At 55.5% G+C, this 21,096-nt stretch carries 22 protein-coding genes and 1 other RNA gene; 4 read left to right on the forward strand and 19 right to left on the reverse strand.

The features are described from left to right. Positions 1–33 precede the first annotated feature (33 nt). The 12 genes from murG to rsmI all read right to left on the reverse strand — a co-directional run bounded on the left by murG (position 34) and on the right by rsmI (position 12,564). On the reverse strand, positions 34–1,104 hold the full coding sequence (gene murG / locus WG219_17060; GenBank protein ID WXL25003.1) for an undecaprenyldiphospho-muramoylpentapeptide beta-N-acetylglucosaminyltransferase: 1,071 nt from the start codon (positions 1,102–1,104) through the stop codon (positions 34–36). After that, positions 1,094–2,320 (reverse strand): putative lipid II flippase FtsW, encoded by a 1,227-nt coding sequence (gene ftsW / locus WG219_17065; GenBank protein WXL25004.1) that lies wholly within the window; start codon positions 2,318–2,320, stop codon positions 1,094–1,096. Before ftsW ends, murG begins: the two co-directional genes overlap by 11 nt. After that, positions 2,320–3,666, reverse strand: a complete 1,347-nt coding sequence (gene murD / locus WG219_17070; protein ID WXL25005.1) for a UDP-N-acetylmuramoyl-L-alanine--D-glutamate ligase — start codon at positions 3,664–3,666, stop codon at positions 2,320–2,322. Before murD ends, ftsW begins: the two co-directional genes overlap by 1 nt. Positions 3,667–3,673: 7 nt before the next feature. Then, positions 3,674–4,756, reverse strand: a complete 1,083-nt coding sequence (gene mraY, locus WG219_17075; GenBank protein WXL25006.1) for a phospho-N-acetylmuramoyl-pentapeptide-transferase — start codon at positions 4,754–4,756, stop codon at positions 3,674–3,676. Further along, on the reverse strand, positions 4,756–6,129 hold the full coding sequence (murF, locus tag WG219_17080; GenBank protein ID WXL25007.1) for a UDP-N-acetylmuramoyl-tripeptide--D-alanyl-D-alanine ligase: 1,374 nt from the start codon (positions 6,127–6,129) through the stop codon (positions 4,756–4,758). Before murF ends, mraY begins: the two co-directional genes overlap by 1 nt. Next, the gene (locus WG219_17085; GenBank protein WXL25008.1) at positions 6,122–7,585 is read right to left on the reverse strand and encodes a UDP-N-acetylmuramoyl-L-alanyl-D-glutamate--2,6-diaminopimelate ligase; all 1,464 of its coding nucleotides are present in this window, start codon (positions 7,583–7,585) and stop codon (positions 6,122–6,124) included. Before WG219_17085 ends, murF begins: the two co-directional genes overlap by 8 nt. Further along, the gene (locus WG219_17090) at positions 7,585–9,312 is read right to left on the reverse strand and encodes a penicillin-binding transpeptidase domain-containing protein (protein WXL28027.1); all 1,728 of its coding nucleotides are present in this window, start codon (positions 9,310–9,312) and stop codon (positions 7,585–7,587) included. The genes WG219_17085 and WG219_17090 overlap by 1 nt, the downstream gene beginning before the upstream one ends. Beyond that, positions 9,312–9,605: a cell division protein FtsL gene (gene ftsL, locus WG219_17095; GenBank protein WXL25009.1), complete on the reverse strand. Its 294-nt coding sequence runs from the start codon at positions 9,603–9,605 to the stop codon at positions 9,312–9,314. The genes WG219_17090 and ftsL overlap by 1 nt, the downstream gene beginning before the upstream one ends. Next, the gene (rsmH, locus tag WG219_17100) at positions 9,602–10,543 is read right to left on the reverse strand and encodes a 16S rRNA (cytosine(1402)-N(4))-methyltransferase RsmH (GenBank protein WXL28028.1); all 942 of its coding nucleotides are present in this window, start codon (positions 10,541–10,543) and stop codon (positions 9,602–9,604) included. Before rsmH ends, ftsL begins: the two co-directional genes overlap by 4 nt. A gap of 2 nt (positions 10,544–10,545) precedes the next feature. After that, entirely contained in the window at positions 10,546–11,001 is a 456-nt protein-coding gene (gene mraZ / locus WG219_17105; GenBank protein WXL25010.1) for a division/cell wall cluster transcriptional repressor MraZ, read from the reverse strand. Between the two features lie 290 nt (positions 11,002–11,291). Continuing rightward, an RNA gene (gene rnpB / locus WG219_17110) (RNase P RNA component class A) lies at positions 11,292–11,650 on the reverse strand. Between the two features lie 41 nt (positions 11,651–11,691). Next, positions 11,692–12,564, reverse strand: a complete 873-nt coding sequence (gene rsmI, locus WG219_17115; GenBank protein WXL25011.1) for a 16S rRNA (cytidine(1402)-2'-O)-methyltransferase — start codon at positions 12,562–12,564, stop codon at positions 11,692–11,694. A 120-nt stretch (positions 12,565–12,684) separates the two neighbouring features. Here rsmI and WG219_17120 point away from each other — a divergent pair, with 120 nt between their 5' ends. Genes WG219_17120 through WG219_17135 form a run of 4 tightly spaced genes read left to right on the forward strand, consistent with a single transcriptional unit; the run spans position 12,685 to position 16,019 of the window. After that, positions 12,685–14,496, forward strand: a complete 1,812-nt coding sequence (locus WG219_17120) for a penicillin-binding protein activator (protein ID WXL25012.1) — start codon at positions 12,685–12,687, stop codon at positions 14,494–14,496. Between the two features lie 4 nt (positions 14,497–14,500). Beyond that, a complete protein-coding gene (locus WG219_17125) occupies positions 14,501–14,866 on the forward strand; it encodes a YraN family protein (GenBank protein WXL25013.1) in 366 nt (121 codons plus the stop codon). Positions 14,867–14,895: 29 nt separating this feature from the next. Then, entirely contained in the window at positions 14,896–15,489 is a 594-nt protein-coding gene (locus tag WG219_17130; GenBank protein ID WXL25014.1) for a phosphoheptose isomerase, read from the forward strand. After that, complete coding sequence (locus tag WG219_17135; protein ID WXL25015.1) at positions 15,486–16,019, forward strand: BON domain-containing protein; 534 nt, start codon at positions 15,486–15,488, stop codon at positions 16,017–16,019. Before WG219_17130 ends, WG219_17135 begins: the two co-directional genes overlap by 4 nt. Positions 16,020–16,064: 45 nt before the next feature. On the opposite strand, the gene WG219_17140 is transcribed toward WG219_17135, so the two are convergent. From WG219_17140 to rplM, 7 genes are all read right to left on the reverse strand, one after another. After that, the gene (locus tag WG219_17140; protein WXL25016.1) at positions 16,065–16,466 is read right to left on the reverse strand and encodes a ClpXP protease specificity-enhancing factor; all 402 of its coding nucleotides are present in this window, start codon (positions 16,464–16,466) and stop codon (positions 16,065–16,067) included. Positions 16,467–16,481: 15 nt separating this feature from the next. Next, a complete protein-coding gene (locus WG219_17145) occupies positions 16,482–17,099 on the reverse strand; it encodes a glutathione S-transferase N-terminal domain-containing protein (protein WXL25017.1) in 618 nt (205 codons plus the stop codon). Positions 17,100–17,187: 88 nt separating this feature from the next. Continuing rightward, positions 17,188–17,967, reverse strand: a complete 780-nt coding sequence (locus WG219_17150) for a cytochrome c1 (protein ID WXL25018.1) — start codon at positions 17,965–17,967, stop codon at positions 17,188–17,190. Then, positions 17,967–19,178, reverse strand: coding sequence for a cytochrome bc complex cytochrome b subunit (locus tag WG219_17155; GenBank protein WXL28029.1), 1,212 nt, complete (start codon positions 19,176–19,178; stop codon positions 17,967–17,969). The genes WG219_17150 and WG219_17155 overlap by 1 nt, the downstream gene beginning before the upstream one ends. Continuing rightward, the gene (gene petA / locus WG219_17160; protein ID WXL25019.1) at positions 19,178–19,771 is read right to left on the reverse strand and encodes a ubiquinol-cytochrome c reductase iron-sulfur subunit; all 594 of its coding nucleotides are present in this window, start codon (positions 19,769–19,771) and stop codon (positions 19,178–19,180) included. The genes WG219_17155 and petA overlap by 1 nt, the downstream gene beginning before the upstream one ends. A 254-nt stretch (positions 19,772–20,025) precedes the next feature. Beyond that, positions 20,026–20,418 (reverse strand): 30S ribosomal protein S9, encoded by a 393-nt coding sequence (gene rpsI / locus WG219_17165; GenBank protein ID WXL25020.1) that lies wholly within the window; start codon positions 20,416–20,418, stop codon positions 20,026–20,028. Positions 20,419–20,432: 14 nt separating this feature from the next. Then, a complete protein-coding gene (gene rplM, locus WG219_17170) occupies positions 20,433–20,861 on the reverse strand; it encodes a 50S ribosomal protein L13 (GenBank protein ID WXL25021.1) in 429 nt (142 codons plus the stop codon). Positions 20,862–21,096 lie beyond the last annotated feature (235 nt).

Raw genomic sequence — 21,096 nt, forward strand, 5'->3', positions numbered from 1 at the left:
CGACGGACTTCTGAACGAACAGCAGCGGGAGACTTAGCCACGAGCCACCTCCAGGCAGATATCGACAACGGTGCGGGTCGCATCAGGTTTGGACAGGCGACGTGCAATCTGCCCCATGTTTTCCAGTTGCTCGGGGTGCATCAGAACCTCAGTCAGCTGCGCGGCCAGTTTGCTCGCGTCAGTGGAATGTTGCGGCAGCAGGACGGCTGCGCCCTGGCTAGCCAAATAATCAGCATTGCGCGTCTGGTGATCATCAATCGCATGCGGCAGCGGTACCAAAAACGCCGGCAGGCCAGCGGCAGCCAGTTCGCTTACGGTCAGTGCACCTGCGCGGCAGACCACCAGATCAGCCCAGGCATAAGCGCGGGCCATGTCTTTAATAAAAGGAGCGACCTGAGCCTCGACGCCCGCTTCGCGATAACGCTCTGCGGTAACACCATCGTGTTGTTTACCCGCTTGGTGCATCACCTCTGGGCGCAGTTCAGCAGCCACTTGAGCCAACGCCTGTGGCAGCAGCTTGTTCAGCGGTTCTGCACCGAGGCTTCCCCCCACAATCAGCAAGCGCGGTTTGCGGTTACGCAACGGATCGCGAGGTGTTTCCAGAAACAACTCTTCGCGTACAGGGTTGCCGGTGCTGCTCAACTTCGCGCTCGAACTGAAAGTACCTGGGAACGCTTCGCAAATACGTGCTGCCATTGGCGCCAGCGCACGGTTAGCAGTCCCCGCAACAGCGTTCTGCTCGTGAATAATCAACGGCACACCGCCCATACGCGCCGCTAGACCGCCAGGGCCGGTGACGTAGCCACCCATGCCAAGCACACACACCGGCTTCAGCTCGCGAACCACCTTACGCGCCTGGAACAGCGACTTAATCAGCTGGAACGGTGCCTTCAGCAAAGACAGCTTGCTCTTACCGCGCAAACCGGAAACCTGAATTAAATGCAGCGGAATATTGGCTGCAGGCACTAATTCATTCTCAATCCCACGGGGCGTACCAAGCCAGTGCACGGTGTAACCACGTGCTTGGAACTCGCGGGCACAGGCCAGCGCGGGGAACACGTGGCCACCGGTACCACCGGCCATAATCAGGACGTTACCGCGCATGGCGCACCTCCCTGGCCGGTTGTACATCAAAAAAGTCTTCTTCTTTAAATTCCACTTCTGCACTGCCCAACTGCGTACGACGCTCCCACTCAATGCGCAACAACATGGCCAGACAGACACAGCAGATCACCAGGGAACTACCACCGTAGCTGAGGAACGGCAGGGTCAGCCCCTTGGTGGGCAAGCGCCCGATGTTCACACCGATGTTGATGAGGATCTGACCGATCCACAAAAAGCTCAGGCCGTATGCGACATACGCCGAGAAGAATTGTTTCGCCTTCTCCGCCCAAAGACCGATATAAAGTGCGCGCACGCTGACAAACACGAACAGCGCCACTGTCAGCAGCGCCCCGACCATGCCCAGTTCTTCAGCCAGAACCGAGAACACAAAGTCAGTGTGTGCTTCAGGCAGATAGAACTGCTTTTGCACGCTGTTACCCAGACCAACACCCAGCCACTCGCCACGGCCGAACGCAATCAGGGCCTGACTCAGCTGATAACCAGCACCATATTGGTCGGCCCATGGGTCAACGAAGTTGGTCAGACGCTGCAAGCGGTAGGACTCTTTAGTCATCACCAGAATGCCGACCGCCAGAACGCCAATACCCAGCGGGATAAAGCGCACCAGATTGATGCCGCCTAAGAACAGCATGGCAATCGAGGCGCCAAACAAGACCACGGTTGCACCGAAGTCTGGCTCAGCCAGCAGAAGCACAGCGATGGGGCCCAGCACCATCAGCGGCTTGATGAATCCACTGAGTTTTTCCCGGACCTCAACCTGACGACGGACCATGTAACCGGCCAAGAACAGCACGGTAAAGACTTTGGCCAGCTCAGAAGGCTGCAAGTTAAAGATGCCGAAACCGATCCAACGCTTCGCACCGTTGACCTCGCGACCAATACCCGGCAGCAGCACCAGAATCAGGCACACCACAGCCACCAGCAGCAGCTTGGCACTGTGCTTCTGCCAGAATGCCATCGGCACCATCAATGTCATCAGCGCAGCACTAACCCCGATCACCACATAAATAATGTGGCGAATCAGGTAATACATTGGATTGCCTGTCTGCGCCGCGGCCACCTCAGTTGAAGCGGACGCAATCATCACCAGACCAAGCCCGAGCAAGGCCAGGCAGCCGGCCAGCATTGGGAAATCGATATCAATCCCACGGGGGCTGCGCAGCGGTGACGGTGCAGCTAACAGGCGGGCCAGCATCAGTTCAGCCCTCCTACAGCTTGAGCGAACAACTGCCCACGCTGCTCAAAGTTTTTGAACATATCCAGACTTGCGCAGGCTGGGGACAACAGTACGGCATCACCTGCTTTTGCCAGCTCAGCGCAACGCTGCACAGCCTCTTCTAAGGTCTGCACACGAACCAACTCAGTGGCGCCACTCAATGCGCTCTCAAGCAGTGCGGCATCACGGCCAAGCAACACGACTGAACGGCAGAAGCGTCCTACAGGTGCCTTGAGTCCAGAAAAGTCCGCGCCTTTACCATCACCACCAGCAATCAGCACCAGCTTCCCGTCGATATCGGCGCCCAAGCCTTCAATCGCCGCCAATGCTGCACCGACGTTGGTCGCTTTGGAGTCGTCGTAATAATTCACGCCATTTAGCTCACGCACCCACTGGCAACGGTGTGGCAAGCCTGCAAACTGGCGCAGGGTTTCCAGCATCGGTGCGAATGGAAGACCGACTGCCTGGCCCAATGCCAAGGCTGCGAGTGCGTTGGATTGGTTGTGTGCACCACGGATTTTCAATTCGCGTACCGGCATCAGTGTTTCGAACTGATAGGCCAAGTACTTCTCACCCTGTTCTTCGATAAGGCCAAAACGCTTGAAGTCGGGCTTACCCAGGCCAAAAACTGTGCACGGCAGTTGATCTGCAACCAGCGGACGAGAGAGTGCGTCGTCGGCATTCACCACAACTTGGCTCGCGCCTCGGAAGATGCGGTGTTTGGCGAGGTGGTACGCCTGCAGATCGGCATAGCGATCCATGTGGTCTTCGCTGATATTCAGGCAAGTCGCCACTTCAGCATTGAGCTGATGTGTGGTTTCCAGCTGGAAGCTAGACAGCTCCAGCACATACAACTCGACATCATCCGCCAGTAAATCGAGCGCTGGGGTGCCGAGGTTGCCACCCACAGCCACTTTCTTGCCCGCCGCCGCAGCCATTTCACCCACTAAGGTGGTTACGGTGCTCTTAGCGTTGGAACCTGTAATGGCCACGATCGGTGCCTTGGCGTAGCGAGCAAACAGATCGATGTCACCGGATAACTTCACGCCACGGGCAGCGGCAGCCTGTAGCTCAGGCGTTGCAATGGCGAGCCCAGGGCTGACCAAGAGCTCTTTGGCAGTGCAGAGGAAATCCACATCCAGCCCGCCACAGCGCACTTCAACCTGCGGATACTGTTCACGCAACGTGCTCAGCTCCGGCGGGTTGGCACGTGTATCCACCACAGCAAAGGGCAGGCCCTGGCGTGCGAGGAATCGCACCAGAGACATGCCGCTCTTGCCGAGGCCGACAACGATGCGCATATGGTCAGAAGCAATCAGGCTCATGCTTTCCTCAACGCAGTTTCAAAGTAGCCAGACCAATCAGCACCAAAATCACGGTGATGATCCAGAAACGCACGATCACGCGCGGCTCAGGCCAGCCTTTCAATTCAAAATGGTGGTGAATGGGTGCCATGCGGAAGACACGCTTGCCGGTCAGTTTGAATGACGCGACCTGGATAATCACCGACAGGGTTTCCACAACGAAGATGCCGCCCATGATGAACAGCACTACTTCCTGACGAACAATGACAGCAATGGTGCCGAGCGCTGCGCCCAGTGCCAGCGCCCCCACATCGCCCATAAACACTTGAGCCGGATAGGTGTTAAACCAAAGGAAGCCCAAGCCTGCGCCCACCAGAGCTGCACAGAAAACGATCAGCTCGCCAGCACCCGGTACATAGGGGATCAGCAGGTATTCGGCAAATTTAACGTGGCCAGACAGGTAGCAGAAAATGCCCAGCGCACCACCAACCAGCACAGTTGGCAGAATCGCTAAGCCATCCAGGCCGTCAGTCAGGTTAACCGCGTTGCTTGAGCCGACAATGACGAAATAAGTCAGCACCACAAAGCCGACACCAAGCTCCAGAGCGAAGTCTTTAACCATCGGCATGTAGAACGTAGTTTCGACCGGGCTTTGCGCAGTCATAAACAGGAAGATTGCAGCCCCCAGACCAAACACGGACTGCCAGAAATATTTCCAACGGCTCGGCAGACCACGGGAGTTTTTCTCTATGACTTTGCGATAGTCATCCACCCAGCCAATGGCACCGAACAGCAGAGTGACAGCCAACACCACCCACACGTAACGGTTGCTGAGGTCGGCCCACAACAAGGTACTAACCGCGATGGCAGTCAGAATCAGCGCGCCGCCCATAGTTGGCGTGCCCTTTTTCGACAAATGCGATTGCGGGCCATCGTTGCGCACCGCCTGACCAATCTGACGGACCTGCAAGGTGCGAATCATCCACGGCCCCAGCCACAAAGCCAGTGCCAGCGCAGTTAAAACGCCAAGGATGCCGCGCAGTGTCAGGTACTGAAACACTGCAAAACCCTTGTAGAACTGTTGCAGGTATTCCGCCAACAGCAGCAGCATTAGTGTATCTCCCCGGATGTGCCACAAAGCGCCGCTACAACTTTCTCCATCGCAGCGCTACGTGAACCTTTAATTAGAATGGTGGTGCCGCTCTGCTCGCCTCGCAGAGCTTCAATCAGGCTGGCCTGATCCTCGAAGTGACGTGCGCCTTGGCCGAACTCACTCACAGCAAATGCCATCAGCGGCCCGACTGCATACAGCGCATCAACTTTACCAACGGCATAGCTACCCACCTGACGGTGGCCTTGTTCCGCCCAGGCGCCCAACTCGCCAATATCCCCAAGTACCAGCACAGTACGAGTGGAAAAACCGGCCAGGATATCAATAGCCGCACACACAGAACTTGGGTTCGCGTTATAGCTGTCATCAATCACGCGAACACCGCTGGCCGACAGCAGAGCAACTGCACGCCCCTTAACGGGTTGCAGGTTTTCCAAACCAGCTTTGATTGACTTAAGGGTAACGCCGAGCGTGAGTGCAGCAGCCGCAGCCGCCAACGCATTGGTGACATTGTGTTCACCCAGCAGGTTAAGCTGGATGCGGATAGCGTCGGCGCCCCCCTGATTCAGGGTAAATACCGGGCAACCACGCTCATCCCGAGCCAAATCACTCGCATAGACATCCGCCGCAACATGGAGCTGTGAAAAGCTGCGCACCTGATGACCTTGCGCTCGCTTCTGCCAAGTCGCGAAAGCAGCGTCATCCAGATTGAGGATGGCTACACCGCCCTCACCCAATCCTTCGAGAATTTCACCTTTAGCCTCGACAATCTTTTCCGGCCCACCAAATTCACCGACATGGGCAGTGCCCGCATTGTTGATCAAGGCAACCTGCGGCTTAGTCAGCGCGACGGTGTAAGCAATTTCGCCGACATGGTTAGCACCCAGCTCGATAACGGCGGCAACATGTTCCGGCGCCAGCTCCAGCAGAGTCAGTGGTGCGCCCAGATCGTTATTGAGATTGCCGCGGGTCGCCAGCACCGGCCCGCCCAGCCCCTCTCGCAGAATGCTGGCGAGCATTTCCTTAACAGTGGTTTTGCCACTGGAGCCGGTAATAGCAACAACAGGTGCATTAAAGGCTGCGCGATTCAGCGCTCCCAACTGACCAAGGGCTAAGCGCGTATCCGCCACCAGCAGTTGTGGGATTGACACACCCGGCACTTGTCGCTGCACCAATGCTGCCACGGCGCCTTTTCCCGCCACTTCATTGAGGTAGTCATGGCCATCGAAACGCGGCCCACTCAAGGCAACGAACAGTTGTCCTTGAGTAATGCCACGGCTGTCTGTGCTGACCCCAGAGAACGCAACATCAGCCCCGATTACCTGAGCATTGAGTGCTGCCGCAACTTCAGCTAGACGCAGAGGCTTAAGCATCGCCAGCCTCCCAGGCCGCAAGGGCATTAGCGGCTTCGATCAAATCAGAGAACGGCTGACGCACACCGTTAATTTCCTGATAGTCCTCATGGCCTTTGCCTGCCAGCACCAACACATCATCAGCGTGTGCAGAGGCAATCAGCTGGGCGATAGCAGCACCACGCCCATGTACGAACTGCACCTTTTGCGGCTGGCTGAATCCGCCGCGAATATCTTCAAAAATCACTTCAGGTGCTTCAGTTCGTGGGTTGTCATCTGTTACCAGCACAGCATCGGCCAGGCGCTCTACAACAGCCGCCATCAGCGGACGCTTACCGGCGTCTCGGTCACCGCCACAACCAAACAGGCACAGCAGACGGCCTTTGGCGTGGGGACGCATGGCTTCAAGAACCTTTTCCAGCGCATCCGGGGTATGGGCGTAATCCACAACCACCAGCGGCTTATCAGCACCCCCGAGACGCTGCATACGGCCTATAGGGCCTTGCAGCTCGGGCAATACCTTGAGAATTTCATCCAGCGGGTAATCCATCCCCAACAGTGCGCCGACCACAGCCAGCAGGTTGCTCAGGTTGAAACGCCCCAGCAGCGAACTGCGCAGGCTGCCTTCACCTTGTGGCGTCACCAACGTGGCGCGAACGCCGTGATCGTCAAAATGTGCATCGCGACAATATAAATACGCACGGCTTTCGTTCAGGCTGTAGCTGATGAGACGGGATTCATGCGCTTGCTCAGCCAGTTGGCGACCGAAGGCATCGTCTAGGTTCAGTACCCGGCAGCGAAGGCTGGGCCATGCGAAGAGCGCCGCCTTGGCCTCAGCGTAGGCCTCCATAGAACCGTGATAGTCAAGATGATCGCGGGACAGATTAGTCAGCACCGCCACATCAAACTCAAGAGCCGCGACACGCCCCTGATGCAGACCATGGGAGGAAACTTCCATAGCTACAGCCCGGGCACCTTCAGCTTTCAAACCAGCCAACGCAGCCTGCACACCCACAGGGTCAGGTGTTGTATGCCGACCTTGCTCAAGCTCGCCATAGAAGCCGTTGCCCAGTGTCCCGAGAATGCCGCAACGTTCTCCAAGACGATCAAGCGCCTGAGCCAGCAACTGAGTCACACTGGTTTTGCCATTAGTACCGGTCACACCGACCAGATGCAGGCCACGGCTCGGCTCACCGTAAAAGCGTCCAGCCAATGCAGACAACTGCCCTGCCAGCCCTTTTACCGGCAACAACTCGGCACCCTGCACACTCAAATCAGGAGCGTTATCGGCCTCGTATGCAATCGCAGCGGCACCACGAGCGACAGCATCATTTATATGGTTGCGGCCATCTTGCTGGATACCTGGCACCGCCAGGAACAAATCACCCGGCAGCACTTTGCGGCTATCCAGTGTCAGTTCACGAATCAATGTGGCGCTATCGGCCTGCGGCAAAAGCTGATTCAGAGGCATTGGCATCAGATGCGCCCCCCTTTAACCGGAGCAGCGGCAACGGTTGCTGGTTGATGCTCCGGCAAATTGTCTGGCGCAATATTCATCAACCGCAGTGCCCCAGCCATCACTTTGCCAAATACCGGCGCAGCCACCAAACCGCCGTAATAACCGCCCTCGCTGGGCTCATCAATCATGACTACCGCGGCAATGCGTGGGTTATCAACAGGTGCAACACCGGCAAAGAAGGAACGGTAGGCTTTGTCCACATAACCTTTAGTGCCGGTCGCAGCCTTACGCGCTGTACCGCTCTTACCACCTACGTGATAACCAGGCACTTTAGCCCGCGCACCACCGCCGCCCGGCTCTTCAACAACAGCCTGAAGCATGCCCACTACCGTCTTAGCGATTTTCTGGTCGATGACCTGAGTCGGATCAGGTGCACGATCCAGACGCACCATAGAAAGCGGCACGTTCTGACCATTGTTAGCCAGAACCGAATAGGCATGCGCGAGCTGCACTGCAGTCACCGACAGGCCGTAGCCGTATGCCAGGGTTGCAGTTTCAGCCTGCTTCCAGACGCGATAATTGGGTAAGTTACCCACACGCTCCCCCGGAAAGCCCAGGCCGGTATCCTGCCCCAAGCCAACCTGCTGCATAACCGCATAAATAGGATCAGCGCCGATGTCGAATGCGACCTTACTGATACCGACGTTACTCGACTTCATGAGGATCTGGGTCAGGTTCAGTACACCACCACGGGATACGTCACGGATGGTGTAGCGACCAATTTTCAAGCTGCCTGGATAGGTATCAACCGTCATCTCAGGTTTCCAGCGCCCCGTTCCCAACGCAGCTGCAATCGAGAATGGCTTGACCGTAGACCCTGGCTCAAACACGTCAATCATCGCCCGGTTACGCATAGCGGCCGGTTGCAAATTACGACGGTTATTGGGGTTGTAGGTCGGCTGGTTAACCATGGCCAGCACTTCGCCAGTCTTCACATCCAGCATCACCAGGCTGCCAGCCTTGGCGCCAAACTCGTTGACTGCATTGCGCAGCTCACGGTGAGCCAAGTATTGCAGACGCAAGTCGATGGACAGCGCGAGCGCCTTACCGGCCTTGGCGTTCTGTGAGACTTGTACGTCTTTAATCAGGCGCCCACGACGATCTTTGAGTACTTGGCGTTTTCCAGGCACACCGGCCAGCCAGTCTTCAAAGGCCAGCTCCATGCCCTCACGGCCACGATCATCAATGTCGGTAAAGCCGACGACATGAGCAGTCACCTCACCCGCAGGGTAAAAGCGACGGAACTCTTCAATGCCGTACACACCCGGCACTTTCAAATCCAAAATGCTTTGACCTTTCTCAGGCGTCAGTCCGCGCACCAAGTACATAAACTCACGGTTCGCGCTGGCTTCCAATCGTGCAGAGAAACTCTTGGCGTCCTGCCCCAGAGCGGCTGCCAGCTCATTCCACTTGGCTTTACCGTTCTGCAACTCCTTGCCATTGGCCCAAATTGTGGTAACGGGCGTACTGACGGCCAGGGGCTCGCCATTACGGTCAGTAATCAGACCGCGATGGGCAGGAATAGGGATATGACGAACACTACGCGCATCACCGTGGGCCTGCAGGAAGCTCTGGTCGAACACCTGCAAATCCACGATACGCCAGACAATCGCACCGACCATCAAGGCAAGTGCAGCCAGCACCAGGCGGAAGCGCCAGGGGTAGAGTGCCCCTTCCAGGCCCATCATGGTGCCACCATACGGACTTCACCAGCATCTGGAACGCGCATTCCCAGACGCTCTGTAGCCAAGGTTTCAATACGATTATGGGCTGTCCAGGTGCTCTGCTCGAGGATCAATCGCCCCCACTCAGCTTGCGCCTTATCGCGCACACTCATTTCCGCGTACAGCTCATTCAGCAGCAAGCGGTTCCAGTGCGCACTGTAGGAAACCCCGACCGAGGAAACCAGCACAGCCAGAAACAGCAGCAGCATCAGAAAGCTGCCGCGTGGTAGCGGTTTGGCAAACAGCGCGCTCACCGCAACTTCTCCGCGATGCGCATCACGGCGCTACGTGAACGTGGGTTTGCTTGTAATTCTGCCTCAGATGCGAAGACAGGCTTGCCAATGATTTTCAGGCGTGGCTCAAAAGCCTTAGGAATAATAGGCAGATCCCGAGGCAGCTTATCCGCCTCGCCCTTGGCATGCTTGCGCATGAACAGTTTGACGATCCGGTCTTCCAGAGAGTGGAAGCTGATCACCACCAGACGACCACCGACCTCAAGACTCTCCAAAGCCGCATCAAGGCCACGCTCAAGGTCACCCAACTCGTTGTTAACGTGAATACGCAGCCCTTGGAACGCTCGAGTAGCGGGGTTTTTACCTTTTTCCCAAGCAGGATTGGCAACCGTCAACACCTGAGCCAAATCAGCTGTACGTTCAAAAGGCTTCTCGCTACGACGCTGTACGACGGCGCGTGCCATGCGTTTGGCGAAGCGCTCTTCACCATATTCTTTAAAGACACGGGCGATTTCTTCTTCTGGGGCTGTAGCGATGAACTCAGCCGCACTCATGCCGGCATCTGGATTCATACGCATGTCCAGAGGGCCATCATTAAGAAAGCTGAAGCCACGCTCGGCATCATCCAGTTGAGGAGACGACACCCCGAGATCCAATAAAATGCCGCTGACCTTACCCGTCAGACCGCGCTGCGCGAACTCATCCGCCATCTCAGCGAAGCTGCGTTGCACAACGACAAAGCGGCCGTCCTCGGCCGCCAGTGCATTTCCAGTTGCGATTGCCAGTGGGTCCTTATCAAACCCGATTAGCTGACCGTCGCCCCCAAGCCTCTGCAAGATCAATCGGCTATGCCCTCCGCGGCCGAAGGTGCCATCTGCGTAGCACCCTCCAGCGCGCACTGCTAACCCCTCGACAGCCTCGTCGAGCAGTACAGTGATGTGGCGGAAGTTATCAGTCATAGTCACAGGATCAAATCCCGCAGGTCATCAGACAAAGCGCCAGGTTGCTTGATGGCAGCCATATCGGCCTCATTCACAGCATTCCAAGCGTCTTCATCCCACAGTTGAAATTTATTGATTTGCCCCACCAGCATCGCCCGCTTATCCAGCTTGGCGTACTCACGCAAACGAGGCGGCACCAGGAAACGACCACTAGCGTCCAGCTCAATGTCTACGGCATTACCAATCAGCAAACGCTGGAGGCGGCGGTTCTCTTCACGGAAGGAGGCAAGTTCGCGGAGCTTTGCTTCAATCAGCTCCCACTCAGGAAGCGTATAGACACACAGGCATGGGTCGATTGCATCAATGGTCACGATGAGCTGGCCAGCACAACGCGAAACGAGCTGATCACGATACCGGCTTGGCATCGCGAGTCGCCCTTTGGCGTCGAGACTGATGGCATTTGCTCCGCGAAACACGATCGCGATCCCCTTTTATGTTAGCTATCCGTGCCCCAAATACCCACTTTGCGCCACTTCTTACCACTTCTGCACACTATAGGAACGCAAGCGCCCCACCGTCAAGGTACGCTCGACAGGAAAAGTCCTTATAGAACGGCGATTTAGGTCACTTTTGAGGGGTAAAACTGAAAGCAAAAACAAAAGGGGAATATAAAAACGCAGGCAGCACAAAAGGCTTAAGCACAAACTTAAAGTAGTTTCTTAAGAGAAAGAATTTTTAGATATTTAAAACGGACTTGTAAGAAGAGAAGGAGAGTCGATCTATAAGCCGGGTTCTGTCGAGGACAGCCATTCCTCTACGACGTACATCACTGCACGTCTTTAGCAACCTACCCGGTTCCAGCGCGGGCCACGCCAATGGAACCCTATTTGGTCTTGCTCCGAGTGGGGTTTACCTAGCCACGGACTGTTGCCAGCCGTGCGGTGCGCTCTTACCGCACCTTTTCACCCTTACCGGCACCGAAGTGCTTAGGCGGTTATTTTCTGTGGCACTTTCCGTAGGCTCACGCCCCCCAGGCATTACCTGGCACTCCGCCCTATGGAGCCCGGACTTTCCTCCCCCAGATTTCGTTGAACGAAACCCGGCAGCGACTGTCCGATCGACTCTCCACCCACAAGAATACCGACTAGCGCCCCTTGTAACAAGGCTTAACCGTCCTTCTGGCGCTCTAAGGCAACCTGATAGAGCAGGTTTTTGCGCACGCCTGTGATCTCGGCAGCCAGCGCAGCTGCCCGCTTGAGCGGCATTTCTGCCAGCAACAGATCCAGCACCCGCATCGCCTCGGCACTCACGGCATCATCCCCTTCCGGTGCCTGCCATCCTGCCACCAACACTACACATTCGCCGCGCTGCTGATTGGCGTCAGCCGCCACCCATTTAGCAAGATCAGCCAACGGCATCCCCTGCAGGGTCTCAAAGGTTTTGGTCAGCTCACGCGCTAATAAAGCCGGACGTTCAGCGCCAAATACATCGCGCATATCCTGCAAGCATTCCAAGATCCGATGCGGTGCTTCATAAAAGATGAGCGTCCGTGGCTCTTCCCTGACCTGCTCGAGACGCGCCCTGCGCCCCACAGCCTTGGCTGGCAAAAAACCTTCGAAGATAAATCGATCAGAAGGCAAACCCGCCGAAGACAAGGCCGCAATCAAGGCACAGGCACCAGGCACTGGCACCACTCTAATACCCGCTTCGCGTGCCTGACGCACCAAATGATAGCCAGGATCAGAAATGAGCGGCGTTCCAGCATCCGAGATAAGCGCCACATCGTCACCCGCAAGCAGACGCGCCAAAAAGCGACCACCCTGATCGCGCTCATTGTGCTCATGACAAGGCGCCGACGGCGTAGAAATACCAAAGTGCTGCAACAACTTGGCTGAATGCCGAGTATCTTCGGCGGCAATCAGTGCAACGCTTTTCAAGACACCTAATGCCCTGGCCGTTATGTCATCCAGATTACCGATCGGCGTTGCCACAACATAAAGGCAACCCGGTGTGGAATGAGTGGTCGCAGGTACAGTCACAAGCCAGGCCCCTGAAATTAAAAAGGTATTGTATCTCGATATCGCCGCCTCAAGATCGCGAGATAGCGCACTGTTGGGTACAATTAAACATCCAACAGGATCAAGTAACAGGACCTTTACATGATCGCACGCCTGCGCCCACTTTCCATTTTCTGCTTTGCAGGCCTGCTGGCTGCCTGCTCCAGCTCACCATCATCCAGCCTGGGAGAGCTTCCGCGCACACCTCAGGCCAGCGTTGACCAACTGCTGCAACAAGCTGCAAACAGCCCAGCTGAACAAGCCAACCCGTTGCGACTATCTGCTGCAGACACTGCATTCAAACAAAATGATTTCAGTCGCGCGTACAGCATCCTTGACCAAGTCTCGCTCGACGGCCTCAAGCCTGCGCAACAGATTTTCGCGAGTACCCTGCGTGCTGAACTGGAACTAAAGCGCAACAAACCACAAGCGGCACTGCGAGCACTCGCACATCCTAGCCTCGAGCGCCTGGGCGAACTCCCCGTTGAGCAGCAAGTTCGCACCCAACAAGCCCGCGCCAATGCTCTTCAGGCTGATGGACGCAGCCTGGCAGCCGCTAAAGAACGCGTTTTTATCGCTCCTCTGCTTAACGGCGCTGCGGCAAGCGATAACCACAACACTATTTGGGCACTCGTTTCCAGCCTGCCATTGGCGCAACTAGAGCCGACAGGTGACGCTGACTTGGATGGCTGGCTGTCATTAGCCAAAGGCTTTAAAAGCAGTGGCACACTTGAGCTGCAACAAGCTGCAATTAACAGCTGGGTCGCAGCCAACCCACAGCATCCAGCTGCAGTCAATTTGCCTAAAGCGTTGGTTGATTTGAAAAAAATCTCAGCCCAGCAAATTAACCAAATCGCATTGCTGCTTCCTCAGGAAGGTCAATTGGCCAGCGTAGCCCGCGCCCTGCGCGATGGTTTTATGGCGGCTCATTTTCAAGCCCAACAGGCCGGGCAGAACCCGCCTGAAATCCGCCTCTACGATAGCGCCCGCATCGGCTCGATGGATAACTTCTACAACCAAGCCAAGGCAGATGGCGTACAACTGGTTGTAGGCCCATTGGAGAAGAATCTCGTCAGCCAGCTCAACAGCCGCGAACAACTGCCTATTACCACCCTCGCACTGAATTACAGCGAGAACGCCCACGAAGGGCCAGCGCAACTGTTCCAGTTTGGCCTCGCAGCTGAAGATGAAGCACGCGAAGTGTCGCGCCGCGCTTGGTCCGACGGCATGCGCCGTGCCGTTGCTTTGGTTCCGAGTGGCGACTGGGGCAACCGAGTTCTGGCCGCATTTCGCCAAGACTGGGAGGCCAAAGGAGGCACCCTGATTGCAGCTGAGCACGTAGATCAGCCGGTAGAACTGGCTCGCCAGATTGCCGACCTGTTCCAATTACGGGAAAGCGAAGCCCGTGGTCAGGCCTTGCAAGAAACCCTTGGCAAGACCGTGGCCGCCACGCCTGCACGGCGCAACGACATTGACTTTATCTTCCTCGCTGCAACCCCTCAGCAGGCCCAACAAATCAAGCCTACCCTAGCCTTTCAGTACGCTGGTGACGTTCCCGTATATGCCACTTCACACCTGTACAGCGGCGTCTACAACCAGTCCCAGTACATGGACATGAATGGCATTCAGTTCTGCGAGACCCCATGGCTGCTTAACGTAAACGACCCGTTGCGCCAACAAGCCGCCAGCCAATGGCCACAAGCCACCGGCAGCCTTGGCCGCCTGTATGCGATGGGCGCCGATGCGTACCGCCTAGCACCACGCCTGGGCCAACTTAAAGCACTGCCTGAGACCCAGCTACAGGGTCTGACTGGCAACCTCAGCCTGGGCCAAGGCCAGCGCATTGAGCGCCAACTGCCATGGGCTGAGTTCCGTGACGGACAAGTACAGGCACTGCCAGAGCGCCTCAACTGACCCCATGATCGACACCCGAGCAAGCGGCGCTGCTGCCGAGGCCCTGGCCAGGCAGCATTTAGAACAGCAAGGTCTGCGCTTAGTGGCGCAAAACTGGCGCTGCCGCCTCGGGGAACTCGATCTGGTCATGCTTCACGCCGATACAGTAGTATTTGTTGAAGTTCGCTATCGACGCCATAGAGCATGGGGTGGCGCAGCAGAGAGCGTAGACGCGCGAAAACGTGAGAAACTCTGCAGAGCCGCCCAGCAGTTTCTGTTGCAAGAATCCCGCTGGGCTAAACATCCATGCCGATTTGATGTGATTGCCGTCAACGCTGACAGCCACACCCCTGCGCGACTGGACTGGATTCAAAACGCTTTTGATACCTGACAGACGCCATACTGAAGGTTATATCCACAATGGACATGCAAGCCCGTATCCGCCAACTTTTCCAAGCCAGCATCGAAACCAAAATGCAGGCCATGGAAGTGCTCATCCCATACATCGAGCAAGGCAGCAATGTAATGGTTCAGGCGCTGCTCAGTGAGGGCAAGATCCTTTCCTGTGGCAATGGCGGCTCCGCAGGCGATGCCCAGCATTTTTCCTCGGAACTGCTTAACCGCTTCGAGCGTGAACGCCCCAGCCTGCCCGCCATAGCGCTGACCACAGACAGCTCAACGATCACCTCGATCGCCAATGACTACAGCTACAACGAAGTGTTCTCCAAGCAGATTCGCGCCTTGGGACAACCTGGCGATGTACTGCTGGCCATTTCAACCAGCGGCAACTCGGCCAACGTCATTCAAGCCATTCAGGCTGCACACGACCGTGAGATGACTGTCGTTGCCCTTACCGGACGCGATGGCGGCGGCATGGCCTCCCTGCTGCTGCCAGAGGACGTTGAAATTCGCGTCCCTGCAAAAGTGACCGCGCGCATTCAGGAAGTCCACCTGCTGGCGATTCACTGCTTGTGCGACCTCATTGATAACCAATTGTTCGGGAGTGAAGAATGACCCGCTCACCTCTGATCATTGCTGCACTGAGCCTAACCCTGGCACTGGCAGGCTGCGGCAACCGCAGTATCGGCAATAAGATTGACGACCAATTTATCGCTCCCGAGGTGAGTTCCAGAGTCTCAGAAGCTCACAAGGACCTGACCAGCCCCACCTCACACATCGTTGTCACCAGCTACAACGGCGTTGTACTCCTAGCAGGCCAGACACCACGCAGCGACCTCAAGGGCATTGCCGAGCAAGCCGCAAGCCGCGTTAATAATGTGCGCAAGGTTCATAACGAACTCCAGGTTATGAACCCCACCTCACTGCTCGCACGCAGCAATGACTCATTGCTGACCAGCCGTATCAAAACCCAAATGCTGGCCGACAGTAACGTCCCTGGCTCACGCATCAAGGTCGTTACAGAGAATGGCATTGTCTACCTACTGGGCCTCGTATCTCAGGTAGAAGCCAACCAAGCCGTTCGAGTCGTACAAAGCGTTTCAGGCGTGCAAAAAGTAGTGAAGCTGTTTGAATACACCAACTGAAGCCAGCTACAAATAAAAAAGGCGATCATCAGATCGCCTTTTTTATTATTTGACCACTTTCAGACTTGGCCGGCCCGTCGGACGTGGCGGCTCATTATCCGGCGGATCAATATCATCTTCGTCATCATCCAAAACCGGTGGCTCGGCATCAAACACCATGCCCTGCCCGTTCTCTCGAGCATAAATCGCCAAAACAGCTGCCGATGGTATGTACAGACTCTGAGGAACGCCAGAAAAACGCCCTTCAAAACTGATTGCCTCATTATCCATATGCAGATGGCGGACTGCGTTCGGAGAAATATTCAGGACAATCTGGCCATCTTTAGCAAAGCCAGCGGGAACACTGACCCCTTCAAAGTCAGAGTTCACCAATAAATGAGGTGTGCAGTCATTGTCGACAATCCACTCATACAGAGCACGTACCAGATAAGGACGACTCGACTTCATCATGACCTCCATGCGTTAACGCATTTCACGCTCAGCAGGCGAAAGACTTGCCTGAAATGCCTCACGGGCAAACTGGCGCTCCATATAATCCAGCAATGGCTTAGCCTGCCTCGGTAGCTCAATACCCAAAACAGGCAAACGCCACAAAATAGGCAGCAAACAGCAATCAACAAGGCTCATTTCGTCACTCAGAAAAAAAGCCTTATCGGCAAACAACGGCGATACACCTGTCAGACTCTCACGCAATTCCTTACGCGCTTGCGCTCGCGCCGCATCTTTAGACCGCGCATCAAGAATCTGATCCACCAGGACACACCAATCGCGCTGAATGCGATGAATCAGCAGTCGGCTATTGCCGCGTGCAACAGGATATACCGGCAGTAGTGGTGGATGTGGATAACGCTCATCCAGATACTCCATCACCACCGTCGACTCATACAACGCAAGATCACGATCAACTAGCGTTGGCAGACTGGCATAGGGATTAACTTCTAACAGCTTGGCAGGATAACGGTTCTTGTCGACGCTAATAACTTCAGCGGCAACGCCTTTTTCTGCCAAAACGATACGCACACGATGGGAATAATGATCGGTGGGATCTGAGTAACAGGCCAACCGGTTGGTCACGGCCATGGTGATCCTCCTCACTTGTAGGGATATTTACAGCAGAATGAACTGCGCGCCCCGAAGGGCGCGCAGTTTGACAACGAATCAGGAAGGATTAATGAACGTCCTTCCAGTACTCACGCTTGAGCAGATAGGCGAACACAAAGAAGAACGCCAGATACAGCAGAACGTAGGTACCGATACGCTGGCTTTCCAGCTTAACCGGGTTAGCAGAGTAAGCGAGGAAGGTCACCAGATTCTGGATCTTCTCGTCAAACTCCTCAGTACTCAGAGAGCCTGGAGTCGCTTCGACCGTCAACTGATCGCACGCCTCATGAGTAATCGGCGTACCAGTCAGAGGATCAAACTGCTTCTTGCCATCCTCTACGACCTGAACCTGCTTACAACCGATGTACTGACGACCCTGCAGGCCGACCAACACGTTAGGCATACCCACGTTCGGGAACACCTTGTTGTTAGCACCCAGCGGGCGAGCTGGGTCTTCATAGAAGGTACGCAGATAGGTGTAGAGCCAGTCAGTACCACGTACACGGGCAACCAGCGTCAGATCGGGCGGCGCAGCACCAAACCAAACCTTGGCATCACTCGGACGCATACCGATCTTCATGTGATCACCGATTTTGGCACCAGTGAACGCAATGTTTTTGAGCATGATTTCGTGCGGAATACCCAGGTCATCAGCAACACGCTCATAACGCTGGTACTGCGCAGAGTGGCAACCCATGCAGTAGTTGGCAAAGGTACGAGCACCATCTTGCATAGCTGCCTTATCGGTCAGGTCGATATCAACCTTATCCAGCGGGTAGGTGCTAGCAGCACCCATCGCAAAGGCTGGCAGTGCAGCGATAACAAATGCAGCAAATAGCTTTTTCATCAGCCAGTCACCCTTTCCGGAACGGGTTTGGTCTTCTCGATTTTGGTGTAGAACGGCATCAGGATGAAGTACGCGAAGTACAGGAAGGTACATACCTGAGACAGCAGCGTACGACCCGGAGTCGGCGCCAGAACGCCCAACACACCCAGAATCACGAAAGACACACAGAAGATCAGCAACCAGACCTTGCTCAGCCAGCCTTTGTAGCGCATGGATTTAACCGGGCTACGATCCAGCCATGGCAACACGAACAGGACAGCAATTGCTGCACCCATGGCAATTACACCCAGCAGCTTATCCGGAACAGCGCGCAGGATTGCGTAGAACGGGGTGAAGTACCAAACCGGAGCGATGTGCTCAGGCGTTTTGAACGGGTTAGCCGCTTCGAAGTTAGGCTTCTCGAGGAAATAACCACCCATTTCCGGGAAGAAGAAAATCACGAAGCAGAACACAAAGAGGAACACCACTACGCCAACGATGTCTTTAACGGTGTAGTACGGGTGGAATGGAATGCCGTCCAGCGGAATACCGTTCGCATCCTTGTTCTTCTTGATCTCAATGCCGTCTGGGTTGTTCGAGCCAACTTCATGCAGAGCCAGGATGTGCAGAACAACCAGACCCAGAATCACGATAGGCAGAGCAACAACGTGCAACGCAAAGAAGCGGTTCAGGGTAATGCCGGAGATCAGGTAGTCACCACGGATCCACTGAGTCAGGTCATCACCAATGACTGGAATGGCACCGAACAGGGAAATAATTACCTGAGCACCCCAGTAGGACATCTGACCCCATGGCAGCAGGTAGCCCATGAAGGCTTCAGCCATCAGCATCAGATAGATCAGCATACCGAAGATCCACACCAGCTCACGCGGCTTCTGGTAGGAGCCATAGAGCAGACCGCGGAACATGTGCAGGTATACGACAACGAAGAATGCCGAAGCACCGGTGGAGTGCATGTAGCGCAGAATCCAACCGTACTCAACGTCTCGCATGATGTATTCGACCGAAGCAAATGCTTCTTCAGCCGAAGGGGTGAAGCTCATGGTCAGCCAAACACCGGTGACGATCTGGTTTACCAGAACGAGCAGTGCCAGAGAACCAAAGAAGTAGAAGAAGTTGAAGTTCTTCGGGGCATAGTACTTGGAGAGATGGTCTTCCCACATTTTGGTCGCGGGAAAGCGCGCATCAACCCATTCCATGAATTTACTCATCATGCTTGCTCCTGATCCACACCGATGACGATTACATCGTCACTCTCATACATGTGCGGCGGCACTGGCAGGTTCAACGGCGCAGGCTGGGCCTTATAAACACGACCTGCGAGGTCATAACGCGAACCATGGCATGGGCAGAAATAGCCACCAACCCAATCGGCACCCAGATCAGCAGGAGCCACTTCCGGACGGAAAGATGGCGCACAACCCAGGTGAGTACACAAACCAACGAGCAGCAGGATTTCCGGCTTGATCGAACGGGTTTTCGGATCGACATAAGTCGGTTGAACGGAAGCTTTGGATTCAAAGTCCGCCAACTGCCCTTCGATCTTCACCAGATTACCGAGGATTTCCTCGGTACGGCGCACAACAAACACCGGTTGCCCACGCCACTCAGCAACCATCTGCTGGCCTGGCTCAACCTTGCTGACGTTCACCTTAACGGGTGCCCCAGCAGCTTTAGCCTTGGCGCTCGGGAACCAGGACCCTACGAACGGGACCGCGGCACCCACCGCTCCTGCAGCACCCACCACGGAGGTGGCCGCTACCAGAAAGCGACGCCGGCCTGCATTCACGCCGTCATTGCTCATTCAGTCGTCTCCCATCAGCTCTTATGGCCTGTACACAGGCCTATACTTGGTAAAAATCATTTCGCGCAAAAAATTTGCCAAATGGTAAAGAAAAGCCCCTCTACTGACAAGGAATTACCCTCTCAGAACAGTCGCAACCCCTTACAAATCAGGCCCTGCACGTATGCGGCATGATGCCGCACAAGCATTCTACGCCCATAAAAAACGCCCAGATCCACAAGGAGTCTGGGCGTTTTGACGAACGCAGTAGCGAATTAACGCTTGGAGTACTGCGGACGCTTACGCGCTTTACGCAGACCAACCTTCTTACGTTCAACTTCACGAGCGTCGCGAGTCACGTAGCCTGCTTTACGCAGAGCAGGACGCAGACCTTCGTCGTAGTCCATCAGAGCGCGAGTGATACCGTGGCGGATTGCGCCAGCTTGACCACTTACACCGCCACCGATAACGGTAACGTAGATATCGAACTTCTCGGTCATCTCAACCAGTTCCAGCGGCTGACGAACTACCATGCGGGCAGTTTCACGACCGAAGAAATTGTCGAGAGAGCGATTGTTGATGGAGATTTTGCCAGTACCAGCACGCAGGAATACGCGAGCGGTTGCAGTCTTGCGACGGCCAGTGCCGTAATTTTGAGTCGCCGACATAATCAACTATTCCGTTAAAACTTCAGTTCTTGGGGCTGCTGAGCAGTATGAGGATGAGCAGCACCCGCATAGACTTTCAGCTTACGATACATGTCGCGACCCAGCGGGTTCTTCGGCAGCATGCCTTTAACCGCGGTCTCGATCACGCGCTCAGGAGCTTTGTCGATCAGCTTTTCAAAGCTGATGGACTTGATGCCGCCCGGGAAACCGGAGTGGGAGTAGTACATCTTGTCGGAGGTTTTTGCACCAGTAACGCGAACCTGCTCAGCGTTGATGACAACGATGTAGTCGCCAGTATCAACGTGAGGGGTGTACTCAGGCTTGTGCTTGCCACGCAGACGGCTTGCAATCTCGGTAGCCAGACGACCCAGGGTCTGACCTGCAGCGTCGACGACATACCAGTCGCGCTTAACTGTTTCCGGTTTAGCAGTAAAAGTTTTCATTCTTTATAGCCTCAGGGGCCGTCCAGATAAAATAAGACGGCGGATCTTACTGATAAGTGCGTACTTTGACAAGGTCAAAGGCAGCCGAAAACAGGCGCTATCGGGGGCTCGGGTCAGCGCGTCCGTCTTTCGGCAAGATTCTTCGGCAGGCGGCGCATCACTTCCACTGCAGAAAGAGGTGCGCAATTATGCAGATTATGCAGAGAATAGCAACCCAATTATCCAAACCGTTCCA

This window comes from Pseudomonas mendocina (assembly GCA_037482215.1).
Lineage (GTDB): Bacteria > Pseudomonadota > Gammaproteobacteria > Pseudomonadales > Pseudomonadaceae > Aquipseudomonas > Aquipseudomonas mendocina_E.

Bases quoted from the DNA above. Each gene is read 5' to 3' on its own strand.
- mraY (WXL25006.1), bottom strand. From the start codon at position 4,756: ATGCTGCTGCTGTTGGCGGAATACCTGCAACAGTTCTACAAGGGTTTT.
- WG219_17130 (WXL25014.1), top strand. From the start codon at position 14,896: ATGGACATGCAAGCCCGTATCCGCCAACTTTTCCAAGCCAGCATCGAA.
- murG (WXL25003.1), bottom strand. From the start codon at position 1,104: ATGCGCGGTAACGTCCTGATTATGGCCGGTGGTACCGGTGGCCACGTG.
- WG219_17150 (WXL25018.1), bottom strand. From the start codon at position 17,967: ATGAAAAAGCTATTTGCTGCATTTGTTATCGCTGCACTGCCAGCCTTT.
- WG219_17085 (WXL25008.1), bottom strand. From the start codon at position 7,585: ATGCCAATGCCTCTGAATCAGCTTTTGCCGCAGGCCGATAGCGCCACA.
- rplM (WXL25021.1), bottom strand. From the start codon at position 20,861: ATGAAAACTTTTACTGCTAAACCGGAAACAGTTAAGCGCGACTGGTAT.
- murF (WXL25007.1), bottom strand. From the start codon at position 6,129: ATGCTTAAGCCTCTGCGTCTAGCTGAAGTTGCGGCAGCACTCAATGCT.
- murD (WXL25005.1), bottom strand. From the start codon at position 3,666: ATGAGCCTGATTGCTTCTGACCATATGCGCATCGTTGTCGGCCTCGGC.
- WG219_17155 (WXL28029.1), bottom strand. From the start codon at position 19,178: ATGAGTAAATTCATGGAATGGGTTGATGCGCGCTTTCCCGCGACCAAA.
- WG219_17135 (WXL25015.1), top strand. From the start codon at position 15,486: ATGACCCGCTCACCTCTGATCATTGCTGCACTGAGCCTAACCCTGGCA.
- rpsI (WXL25020.1), bottom strand. From the start codon at position 20,418: ATGTCGGCGACTCAAAATTACGGCACTGGCCGTCGCAAGACTGCAACC.
- WG219_17140 (WXL25016.1), bottom strand. From the start codon at position 16,466: ATGAAGTCGAGTCGTCCTTATCTGGTACGTGCTCTGTATGAGTGGATT.
- WG219_17120 (WXL25012.1), top strand. From the start codon at position 12,685: ATGATCGCACGCCTGCGCCCACTTTCCATTTTCTGCTTTGCAGGCCTG.
- ftsW (WXL25004.1), bottom strand. From the start codon at position 2,320: ATGCTGGCCCGCCTGTTAGCTGCACCGTCACCGCTGCGCAGCCCCCGT.
- WG219_17090 (WXL28027.1), bottom strand. From the start codon at position 9,312: ATGGGCCTGGAAGGGGCACTCTACCCCTGGCGCTTCCGCCTGGTGCTG.
- WG219_17145 (WXL25017.1), bottom strand. From the start codon at position 17,099: ATGGCCGTGACCAACCGGTTGGCCTGTTACTCAGATCCCACCGATCAT.
- WG219_17125 (WXL25013.1), top strand. From the start codon at position 14,501: ATGATCGACACCCGAGCAAGCGGCGCTGCTGCCGAGGCCCTGGCCAGG.
- petA (WXL25019.1), bottom strand. From the start codon at position 19,771: ATGAGCAATGACGGCGTGAATGCAGGCCGGCGTCGCTTTCTGGTAGCG.
- rsmH (WXL28028.1), bottom strand. From the start codon at position 10,543: ATGACTGATAACTTCCGCCACATCACTGTACTGCTCGACGAGGCTGTC.